This window comes from Pseudohalioglobus lutimaris, from assembly GCF_002866825.1.
GTDB classification, from domain to species: domain Bacteria; phylum Pseudomonadota; class Gammaproteobacteria; order Pseudomonadales; family Halieaceae; genus Halioglobus; species Halioglobus lutimaris.
In genome coordinates, this window is the sequence record NZ_PKUS01000037.1 from 46936 (window position 1) to 57103 (window position 10168).

Annotated in this window: 12 protein-coding genes; all 12 read left to right on the forward strand. The window is 53.6% G+C overall.

Annotated elements, in window-relative coordinates; translation table 11 throughout:
* Nucleotides 1-17 precede the first annotated feature (17 nt).
* On the forward strand, nt 18-1418 hold the full coding sequence (locus tag C0039_RS18595) for a TolC family protein (RefSeq protein WP_101518934.1): 1401 nt from the start codon (nt 18-20) through the stop codon (nt 1416-1418).
* A complete protein-coding gene (locus C0039_RS18600; RefSeq protein WP_101518935.1) occupies nt 1415-2644 on the forward strand; it encodes an efflux RND transporter periplasmic adaptor subunit in 1230 nt (409 codons plus the stop codon). The genes C0039_RS18595 and C0039_RS18600 overlap by 4 nt, the downstream gene beginning before the upstream one ends.
* A complete protein-coding gene (locus tag C0039_RS18605) occupies nt 2641-3321 on the forward strand; it encodes an ABC transporter ATP-binding protein (protein ID WP_076000202.1) in 681 nt (226 codons plus the stop codon). The genes C0039_RS18600 and C0039_RS18605 overlap by 4 nt, the downstream gene beginning before the upstream one ends.
* Nucleotides 3314-4516: an ABC transporter permease gene (locus C0039_RS18610; protein ID WP_165787188.1), complete on the forward strand. Its 1203-nt coding sequence runs from the start codon at nt 3314-3316 to the stop codon at nt 4514-4516. The genes C0039_RS18605 and C0039_RS18610 overlap by 8 nt, the downstream gene beginning before the upstream one ends.
* Nucleotides 4517-4781: 265 nt before the next feature.
* A complete protein-coding gene (locus C0039_RS21250) occupies nt 4782-5225 on the forward strand; it encodes an EAL and HDOD domain-containing protein (protein WP_198171933.1) in 444 nt (147 codons plus the stop codon).
* A gap of 96 nt (nt 5226-5321) precedes the next feature.
* Nucleotides 5322-5483: a hypothetical protein gene (locus C0039_RS21255; RefSeq protein WP_243391663.1), complete on the forward strand. Its 162-nt coding sequence runs from the start codon at nt 5322-5324 to the stop codon at nt 5481-5483.
* 2 nt (nt 5484-5485) lie between these two features.
* Nucleotides 5486-6052 (forward strand): EAL and HDOD domain-containing protein, encoded by a 567-nt coding sequence (locus C0039_RS21260; RefSeq protein WP_207796485.1) that lies wholly within the window; start codon nt 5486-5488, stop codon nt 6050-6052.
* A 96-nt stretch (nt 6053-6148) separates the two neighbouring features.
* Nucleotides 6149-6688 carry a hypothetical protein gene (locus tag C0039_RS18620; protein WP_076000204.1) on the forward strand — a complete coding sequence of 180 codons (540 nt, stop codon included), beginning with the start codon at nt 6149-6151 and terminating at the stop codon, nt 6686-6688.
* 242 nt (nt 6689-6930) lie between these two features.
* Nucleotides 6931-7062, forward strand: coding sequence for a hypothetical protein (locus C0039_RS21445; protein WP_279304950.1), 132 nt, complete (start codon nt 6931-6933; stop codon nt 7060-7062).
* Nucleotides 7063-7296: 234 nt separating this feature from the next.
* The gene (locus C0039_RS18625; RefSeq protein WP_101518937.1) at nt 7297-8439 is read left to right on the forward strand and encodes a N(5)-(carboxyethyl)ornithine synthase; all 1143 of its coding nucleotides are present in this window, start codon (nt 7297-7299) and stop codon (nt 8437-8439) included.
* Nucleotides 8440-9001: 562 nt separating this feature from the next.
* Nucleotides 9002-9625 (forward strand): hypothetical protein, encoded by a 624-nt coding sequence (locus C0039_RS18630; RefSeq protein WP_101518938.1) that lies wholly within the window; start codon nt 9002-9004, stop codon nt 9623-9625.
* Nucleotides 9626-9671: 46 nt separating this feature from the next.
* Nucleotides 9672-10154 carry a hypothetical protein gene (locus C0039_RS18635; protein ID WP_101518939.1) on the forward strand — a complete coding sequence of 161 codons (483 nt, stop codon included), beginning with the start codon at nt 9672-9674 and terminating at the stop codon, nt 10152-10154.
* Nucleotides 10155-10168: the final 14 nt, after the last annotated feature.

The following is a 10168-nucleotide window of genomic DNA, read 5'->3' on the forward strand; positions in this document are numbered from 1 at the left end:
CGTTACGGAGAAAGCACATGATGCGAGTTCGAATAGCGCTCAGCTGCTACTTGATCGTCATGGCAGCGCCAGGTCAGCAAGCTATGGCCGGGGAAACAATCACCCTGGAAGAGACTATCAATACTGCTTTGTCCAACAATCCAAACCTCAAACAATTTCGCCTGCAGACTACATCGGCAAACTATTCTGTTGGCATTGCTCTATCTGAATTCCAGGTTTCAGTTCGCCCGGAAGGCGGTGTGTTCGTCGAGAAAGCGGGCGACACTAGCGGTTTCTATGGTTTGCGCCTGTCCAAGAAAACGCGTTATGGCAGTGAAGTGTCCGTGGCGGGGACAAGTGACTCCCTGTTTGGTACAGATGGCAGGGAACGCTTTCGTATCGAATTCTCGCAGCCTCTATTCCGTAATGCGGGAACTCTGGTTAATGAAGAGAATATTGTGCGTGCCAGGCAGTCGCAGTTGACGGCCTTGAGAGCGCTTGAACTGGGCCGGTCCCGGTTGGTGGTGTCGGTGGTGGAGGCCTATGAACAGGTGTTGAGGCTTGAGCAGCAACTCGCGGCTGATCGCCAGGCTCTGCAGAGAGCAGCGTCACTTTACAAGCTCACCCTCGCCAAGGAGAGACTGGGGCGTACTACGCGAATAGATTCTCTCAGGGTTCAGTTACAACAGGGTGAAACCATTTCTCGCACATCGTATACCGAAGAGCAGCTAGCCTCTGCGAAGCGGGTGTTGGCTGAACTCATGGGTATCAAGAATGGCACTCTGCCAGATCTGCAGCCTTCATCGCTGTTTGAGGTGGAGGTTGGCAGTGTGGAGGCGGCCACCCGACTGGCAATTGCAAACCGGATGGAATACGCCCAGGCCCAGCAACAGTATCAGGATGCCGTACGGGCAACGCGTATTGCCAAGCGCTACAAGCAGCCCAATCTCAAGCTAGTGGCGGCCTACGAGCATGCCAATGGCGACCTGTTCTTTGATGATGACCTCAATGGTTCACGCAATGCATGGACGGTCAGCCTGGTGTCGGATACAGATCTGAATCAAAACCGGGAGAAGCTGCAGTACAGGGAATCTCTGGTGCAACAAGACCAGGCCCTGGAGACTATCAGGGCACAGCATTTGAGTATTGGGCGCGAGGTTGAGCAAGCCCTGCTGGCGTATCAGCGTGCACACAATGAGCTGAGTATTCTGGAGGGCAACTTTCAACACGCAGAAGCGCGTTTGAAGTTGGCGAGACGTCTTTTTCGCGTGGGTCGGACCGATGGGTTTTCCGTTACCGATGCAGAACAGGCCTATTTTACCGCCCAAACCAGCTGGCTGAACGGGCAATCAGATGCGTCCATCAGTGGCTATCGCCTGCTACACGCCACAGGCACTCTTGTCGAGTCGCCTGATTACCTGAAACCTGAGTTTCAATGAGTCCGCATTACATTACAAGGTTCGGAATTTCTGCCGGTATCGCGGCAGTGATGCTCTTTTTTGTTCTGGGTAACACGGGAAAGCCTTCGCAAACTTCTCACCACCTGGTCGATGTTCGGCGTGGTGATCTGATCGTTCGCTCAATCTACCAGGGAAAAATCGAGGCGCGCAATCAAGTGACTGTTATGTCCAAATTCAAGGGTTTCGCGACCGTGGTTGAGCTAGCGAAAGAAGGAGCCCAGATACGCGCCGGAGACCAACTGGCGCGGTTTGACTCTGCTGAACTGGAGCGTGAGTTGCTTAAGCTTGAGAAAGAGTACGCCCTGGCTGAGTCAGAGCTTGAAAGTCAGTCCAATGCGATTATCCCATTGGAGCTGGGCGAGCTGAGAATGGATCTACAGAAATTCAAGGAAATGGTAGCCGCGGAGAAGCAGTTTCTGCAAGACAGCATTTCCCTGGCTGCCGAGGATGTGGTTTCAGGAATGGAAGTGGAGCAACAGCAAGCCAAAGTGGCTCAGCTCGAGGCCGAACTGTTGGGTATTGAAGAGCGCTTGCTACTCACGCAGAAGTATTTACATCCATCTATGCGTCAACGTGCAAAGGCCAAGCTGCATTCAGCACGACAATCGCTGGAGCTGGCGCGTGAGCAGTTACAGAACACCACTATCTATGCCCCGGCTGGTGGGCTGCTTGTCTATAAGCCCTTACATATCGGCGGTGAGTATCGCAGTTTACGGATTGGCGACAGTCTGCATGCCAATCAGCCTTTTATGGTTATTCCTGATCTGGAGGATCTCATTCTGCGTTGCATGGTTCCTGAGAACGAGCTGTCACGCGTCAGGGCGGGACAAAAGGTGCTGATGTTTCCCCAGGCATTTCCTGAAGTGAGGCTGGAGGGCGTGGTTGAGCAGGTAGGGGTTATCGCTGAGTCGGTGCCCGGCCAGCCCAAATGGCAGAAGTATTTCAGTTTGACCATATCCATCGATGATGAGGACCACCGGCTACGGCCGGGTATGTCTGCTCTTGCACATGTGATTTCTGAGCACAGCGAAAACGTTCTTCTGGTACCGCGTCGTGCGGTGAGCTGGGTGGATGGCAGGCCCCATGTAGACGTAAAGGATCCGTTGTACGTTACCTCACGGGAAATAACGCTGGGCGCGGCAAACGAAACAGACTATGAAGTACTGGCAGGCTTAAGTGTTGATGAAGCGGTGATCCTTAAATGAAGCCTATTCTCGAGTTCAGAGGGGTCAGCCGATCCTATGAGAGCGGAAGTGGTACGCAAACTGTTCTTCGCGATGTGAATATTTCTATTTTCGCGGGTGAATTCTCGGCCATTACCGGGCCTTCAGGATCCGGAAAGTCTACGTTCCTGAATCTGTGCGCGTTACTCGATGAGCCCACTACCGGAGAGATTTACTTTGACGATGTACCCACCTCGGGGCTCTCCGAGGCCCTGCTTTGTAACTTGCGAAAGAATGCGGTGGGCATGGTCTTTCAGCAGTATTGTCTGCTGCCCTACAGAACAGTACTCGAGAACGTATTATTCCGCTTTCGATATCTGGACATGGACAGCGCGGAAACCCGCAAGCTGGCGCGCAACGCCCTCGCCATGGTGGGTCTGGAGGGATTTGAAGACAGGTCTACTCATCAGTTGTCGGGAGGAGAAATGCAGAGGGTTGGCATTGCGCGAGCCATTGCGCTAAAACCAAGGCTTCTGGTAGCGGACGAGCCCACTGGAAATCTCGATTCCGCCGCCGCAGCGCAGGTGATGCGTTGTTTACAGCAGCTGGGTGAGCAGGGTGATATCGCCATACTACTGGTCACACACGATGAATCCTTACTGAAGTACACCTCCAGGCACCTGAGTTTCAATGATGGCTTGCTTACCGAGTGTGAGTAGTCGCCGTACACCACCCCTGTTCGTCGATATATGGGAGGGGGTGCGCAGCCGGCCGGGTCGTTTCGGATTGTCGCTGTTTGCGATGTCTATCGGCATGGCGGTGCTTACCACCCTGATTGCCTTGCTGGTGGGCCTGGAGTCGCGTTCACAACAGCTCAGTTCGCAACTGGGTACCAACGTTATCGCTATCCTGCCAAAAGCTCAGGCAGACAGGAAGTTCCTGCTTACAACACATGCGCAATTGTTGCGCGAGAACTATCCGGGGTCGAAGGTAAGCGGCGTAAGGCACACTACGGCCACAACTTCTGGCACGGACCGTAGCCTGTCTGTTGTCGCCGTTGAAGAATCATTCTTCGCCATAAGACAGTGGCCCATTATTGCGGGGCGTTTCTTTGACCAGAGTGACCTCCAGAATCGAAAGCGCTATGCGGTGGTGACGCAGGCGCTTCTGCGGGATTGGCAATGGGGCGTGGGTGACACCATTTTGCTTAAGAATACGCCCTTCCTGATTATAGGGGTGGTTGGCTCAGAGGATTCTGCATTAGGTGGTGAGTATGGGGATTCGCGGCTTATCACTGGAGAGACAGCGATTTTTGTGCCGATCACAGTGGCCTCTCATTGGGATGACAGCGCCGATGGCAGTGAGCCCATAGATGCGCTGTATGTGCGTCCCCCAAGTCATGTTCCAGCTTCCCAGGTTCTACCCGGACTACAGAACCTGCTGACGCAGCCTGACCTTCACCTGCAGGCTTTGTCCTGGATAATACCCGCCAGCCTGATCAGAAACGTCAAGCAGATGCAGGGCACAGTGGGGCTCACGGTTGGCGCGATCGCTGTCTTGTGCCTGGTATTGGGTGGTACGACCTTAACCAGTCTGCTGGTGGCTAATGTTCGCGAGCGCATCGCTGAAATCGGCCTGCGCCGGGCCATGGGTGCTACCGAGCGGGATATTGCGCTGCTGTTTATCGCCGAGGGTTGTGCGGCCACGGTAACGGCGGGAGTTCTGGGCTCTTTATCGATTCATTTGATCATTGTTCAGGAGCTCGCGCTACTGTCACGCTTTCCGTTTGAGCTGGGAATTCACACCCTGCTGCTACCCATAGCGTTCTCCGTGGTACTGGGCGCGCTTTTCTCTTGCTGGCCGGCGATGTCCGCGGCGCGTATTTGCCCCGCGGAAGCACTCAGGGCTGAGTAAAAAAAGAAAAAATGGGGACAGACCACCGTTTAGCCAGTACCTGGAACCCCATTATCAATCTGGTTGCGCTCTGTATGCTTCTGTTGCAGCCCATCGTGGCGGTCCAGCAGCTATTGCCCAGGCAGGACGATGCCCGCCGGTGGTATGGGTGTGCCCGGCAGAAAAACAGTGCAAGGTGGTACTTCCGTAGGCAGCTTAGTGAACTTGTTGGCAGTGTTTTATACTGCGTCATCAACGGTTATCAGCGGGGCCACGGAGCGTCACTTTGGAAATATATTTCTTTCTTGCGCGGCAGCCCATCCTGGACAGGAACCTGAAGCTCTATGCCTATGAACTGCTGTTCCGGGCATCGGAGGAGAACAGCGCCCCCACCGACCTCGACGGCGATGCTGCGACCGCGCAAGTACTCACCAATGCCATGGAAATCGGTATTGATCGTCTGTCGCGAGGCCATGTCACGTTTATTAACCTGCCGAGGCAGTTTGTGCTTGACCCCAGCCTGTTGCCGATTGAGCCGGTGCGGGTAACGCTGGAAATTCTTGAGGATGTCGTGCCAGACGAAGACGTGCTGGCCGGGGTACAGGCGTTGCGTGAAACCGGCTTCAAGATCGCGCTCGATGACGTGGTGGAATCGGCAGCTTACGATCAACTCATGCCCTATGTTGATACGGTGAAAATCGACATCCGCGCCATGCCGCAGGCGGACTGAGCGGCACAGATCGAGCGCCTCAAGTCACACGGCTGCAAGATTCTCGCTGAGAAAGTAGAAACAGAGAAGCAATTCCAGCAGCTCAAAGCACTGGGCGTGGATTATTTTCAGAACTACTTCTTCGCCCGCCAGCGTATCGTGCGCGGAAAACGACTGCCCAACAACAAGATCGCCCTGCTGCGCCTGCTGTCTCGCATCAGCGATCCTGAAACAGACCTTGAAGAACTACAGTCACTGATCAGCCAGGATGTAGGTTAAGTGTGCGTGCACTGGCATACGTGAACTCTGCCGCCAATGCACTGAATCGAAATATTGATTCAATCAAGGAAGCCATTGTCTATCTCGGGCGCGGCACAATACGCAACTGGGTCGTGCTTTACATCATGGGTGGTGTGGACGGTAAAGCCGACGAGATCGTGACCCTGGGTCTGGTGCGCGGGCGGCTCTGTGAACTGCTTGCGCAGCGTAGCGGGCTGCCCAATGCCGACAGTTACTTTACCGTGGGTCTTTTCTCGGTGCTGGACGCCCTGCTTGACGTACCCCTTGAGGAGGCACTCAAGTACCTGCCACTGCCTGAAGACATGCAGGAGGCACTGACCCATCGCAGCGGTGACCGCGGCGAAGCACTCAGCTGCGCCCTCAGCCTTGAAGCCGGTCATGGGGGGCGCTGTCCTATCGCGATCTGCCCGCTACAGAGTTGGCTGATATCTATATGGCCGCCGTGCAGTGGGGGGACATCGCTGCCCGTCAGGCCGGATTGGAATAGCCTTGTCGACTCGCCCGCGAATACCACTGGATTGAAGCATTATCACGGCCGCTGGCGTTGACGCATGTAGCATGCTTGGTCAGCAGCGCTTCCATGTGAACCGGATTGGGAGTAGCCTAATGTCCATGCGTGGAGTAACTCCCGGTAGGGGTGAGTGATGCAGCAAGGCACTCTTCTGGACGAAAGCTTTCCCTCACGTGTGGAGGCAGTCTTTGCCGATGCGCGCAGCGCCCGTTCGGCTGCGATGTCCCTCTGCCTGCGCTTTGGGCTGGACGCCTCACAAATCAGCTACTTTGACCTGCACGCAGTTCCTCCCGACCGGCACAGCAATCGATTCAAATACAACGCCAGCGGCTGGACTCTGCAGAAACGCCAGATCAAGCGCACGCTCATCGCCTTCGGGATCATCGTCCTCGGGATCGTCATCATGCACCTGCTGCACACCAACGGGCTGGTCTCCAGAGAGACGGCAGGTGCGCTGCTGGGCATACCGGTTGTCGCTGCCATCATGGTCAGTGTAAGCGGCATGCTGTCCTGGCGGCCGGCCAAGGTGGGGGCGCGCATCAAACCCAGGGATGACGACGAAGTTGTGCTGGTGGTGGAGATCCATGATGTGAGCCAGCAGTACGAATTGCGTCGCGCTCTGGCGGAGATGGGGGCGAATACCGAGCCGGGCAATATCGCCGAAGTGGCCTGAGCGCAGAGGGGTGTTCCTCTTCGAGCCAGATTTCGAAAAAGGGCTCTGCTTTTGCCGCTGACCCCTTTTGCCGGGACGGCGACTCAGAAGGCTTGTGCGCACAAGAATTAAAACGGATTTTGCGAGGATATAGGTCTATAGTGAGGAGGCATCAAGGCCTCTGGTGAAAGTCTCTTCAAGGCCTATCATCGCCCGCTTTCATCGCTGCCGTGCACGCCCAGTTCGGGCTCGGAGTCACCATCATGTCAAAGAACCAGCGCAGCAATAAGGAAACCAAGAAGCCATCCACTCTTACCGGCAAGGAAAGAAAAGCAGCTAAACGGGAAAAGAAGAATGCTGGCGGGCATGTCCCTTTCATCGTGAAAGACGGCTGAAGGCGGCAAGCTTTCCAGGCCACGATAACGCTTCAATCGCTGAAGCTAGCCGCATCATCACAAGGGGTTCACAGCTAATACTAGCTGGAGAGCAACCTGCGCTATCTCCTGCTGTTTGGTGTTGATTGTGGATCACTGGACCCAGCGCAAACTGGTTTTTCACGCTTAACCGGCGCCGTATTCTGGCAATGGTTTTCAGGAAGGTATGACTCTACAGAGGCAAAACGAAATACATTGAGTACGTTATCAGTAGGCGTTATCGGAACGTCCAGAAAAGAAGATGAACGACGGGTGCCAATCCATCCCGAGCACCTGCCGCGGCTTGCCAGAGAACTACGCGAGCAGCTGGTTTTTGAAGCAGGTTATGGTGAACGTTTTGGCGTGTCTGACTCTGAGCTTGCCAGTCAGGTTGGCGGGCTTGCTTCGCGCGACGAGTTACTGGAGAACATGGACGCGGTAATAATCGCCAAACCCTTGCTCGCGGATTTTGAGAAACTTCGTGAATATGGAGTCCTGTGGGGGTATCCCCATTGCACCCAGCAGCAACAGATTACCCAGACTGCAATAGATCGAAAGCAGACGCTTATCGCTTTCGAGGATATGTTCGTCTGGGGCCCACAAGGCCAGGTTGGCAGGCATACCTTTTATAAGAACAATGAAATGGCCGGATACTGTGGAGTAATTCATGCACTGCAGCTAAAGGGAATAGATGGACATTATGGTAACCAGCGGAAAGTCGTCATCTTCAGCTTTGGCGCGGTGAGCCGTGGTGCTATCTACGCTCTGAAGGCGCACGGGTTTCGCGACATTACGATCTGCATTCAACGACCTGACCATGAAGTTCGCGAAGAAGTTCTCGACTGTCATTATGTAAGGTTGAGAATGGGAGGCGAGAATGAAGCGCGGATGATTGTGGTTGAGCATGATGGCTCACAAAGGCCTTTGACCGAGCTGATCAACGAGGCCGGCATCATTATTAACGGTACTTACCAGGATACCAACACACCCATTGATTTTGTTCTTGAAGAAGAGAAGGCCTGCCTCAATCCGGGTTGCCTGATTATAGATGTCAGTTGCGACGAGAATATGGGCTTCTATTTCGCTAAACCCACCACCTTCCGGGAACCGATGTTTCAAGTTGAAAAGGTGGATTACTACGCTGTAGACCATACGCCGAGTTACTTGTGGGAGAGTGCCTCACGATCCATCTCGGCCGCGCTGATTGTGCACTTACCTACGATCGTGTCCGGGGAGAACGCGTGGCAGAAAAATGAGACCATTCGCAGAGCAATAAATATAGATAAAGGAGAGGTTCTGAAGAAAGATATTCTGGCATTCCAGAACCGGCAGTCGGACTATCCGCATGCGGCCATCTAGCAAGAGTAGAGAAGAGAATTGATCACTGCAGCCTTGAGGCTACACTGACCCCGCAAAACTTCACGCCTAAGGTGCTGGCCTCAAATTTGCCGCCGGTGGCGAATGTGTCGAACCCGGGAGGTTCAAATCGAGTCTTTCAGAAGGCCCATAACCAATACACCCGGAACAGACCGGGCTTTAATGGCCCGCCCGAGAGGATTCGAACCTCTGACCTCTGCCTCCGGAGGGCGGCCCCTGTACCTGAATATTAACTAACGTTATCTGGCGAAGCCTTGTGTTTACAGGGTCTCTGAGGTGCCCTTTGCAGTCAAGGGATGGTTACTTCAGTGCAACTTAAAGCAATCTATTTCGGGATACGGTCCATTTTGTGGTGTTGATTTCAACACATTCATGACCCTCGCCCTGACCATACTGGCTTCAATTGGTGTTTCCAATCATAAACGCCAGCGAACTTTATTATTGTATTCCGATTCAAGTTGAATCGGAATACACATGGCAATAACGGGCTAAATACTACTATTTTCGCAAATCTTTGAATTGTTGTAGCTGCCTGAACGCGGACGTGTTTGACTCGAATGCAAGCAGTGTTTTTGAGGATCTTGCGTTCGTGATAGGAAAAGAGCTTCGCCTCGATAGTCTTAAGCTAGAAGTGCATCCTGCGGCCATGGATGCATTCAATGCAGAGAAGAAATTGCGTCACCAGGTGTCTATCGAGTCTCTGACTGACGCAGGTTTATATTCTTTAATATCCCTTGCACCAATTCCCATTAGAAAGGTTGAGGGCGAACCATGCTACGTGATTGGCATGTTTCGATGGCTCGAGGCAGCGCAAGCGAGGAACATATCCAAGGTACACTTTACGCGGCTAAACAAGCTTAGTGATGAGGATGTTGCGGTGGCGTCCTGGCGCTACCTAATTCGCTCGATTTTTGATTCTCTCCATTACCAGTCGGGGATTGCCTCTTTTGAAGCGGCCATCAGACCGGAACTTCCCAAGGAACTTGAACTGGAGATATTCGGAGACTTCCTGAAGCCCTCCGGCAAGTTTCTCAGCACGTTTGGAATCACAAAGCAGACGCTTCGAACCTCACGTCAACGATTTGGGTGTCGATCGGCTGCGAACAGTGAACGTGATTCCGATGAGAGCTCCATGTTTGAGAGGTTTGCCTCCAATCCCGATGAATGAAGATCTTGCTACTTTGGTGTTCGGCAGACGGCCGGAATATGAGCCCATGACTGTCAATATCATTGGGCATGTAGCATGGCTCATGATCAATCACAGAAGCGATGCACCAGAATGGATGCCTGTTCTTGCACAGGCGTGGGAACTTGACTGCGTCGAGCCGCAGGCGGCTTCCGAAGACTCGTTGGGAGAATACCTGAAGCGGCTGCGGGTAGAATCACGTTTAGATGATGCGCTTCTTCCATATATGGTAGCAGCCTATCCAAACGCCGCCCTGCCGGATGCCAGTGCCAAATGGTTGGCAAGCATAACGCCACTCATTTTTACTATCGGCTGTGATCATCTAGTGAAAGGTGGCTCGAATTGGCGAGTTCGTGAAGCTGCCAGGAGAACCAGATTAGCTGCTACCCGAAAGTACGATTGGGCAAAGGGCAGTGTTGGCGGGCTTAGCTCCAAACAGATTATGGAGAATCTAGATGGGATGGGAGTGTTCAGAATTCTGTGTCACAGTAATTCCTCGTTAATCATCTGATCACAGATCCAATA

Excerpts from the sequence above, each read along its gene's own strand:
- C0039_RS18620 (WP_076000204.1), top strand. The coding sequence starts at position 6,149 with ATGCAGCAAGGCACTCTTCTGGACGAAAGCTTTCCCTCACGTGTGGAG.
- C0039_RS18595 (WP_101518934.1), top strand. The coding sequence starts at position 18 with ATGATGCGAGTTCGAATAGCGCTCAGCTGCTACTTGATCGTCATGGCA.
- C0039_RS21445 (WP_279304950.1), top strand. The coding sequence starts at position 6,931 with ATGTCAAAGAACCAGCGCAGCAATAAGGAAACCAAGAAGCCATCCACT.
- C0039_RS18600 (WP_101518935.1), top strand. The coding sequence starts at position 1,415 with ATGAGTCCGCATTACATTACAAGGTTCGGAATTTCTGCCGGTATCGCG.
- C0039_RS18635 (WP_101518939.1), top strand. The coding sequence starts at position 9,672 with ATGACTGTCAATATCATTGGGCATGTAGCATGGCTCATGATCAATCAC.
- C0039_RS18605 (WP_076000202.1), top strand. The coding sequence starts at position 2,641 with ATGAAGCCTATTCTCGAGTTCAGAGGGGTCAGCCGATCCTATGAGAGC.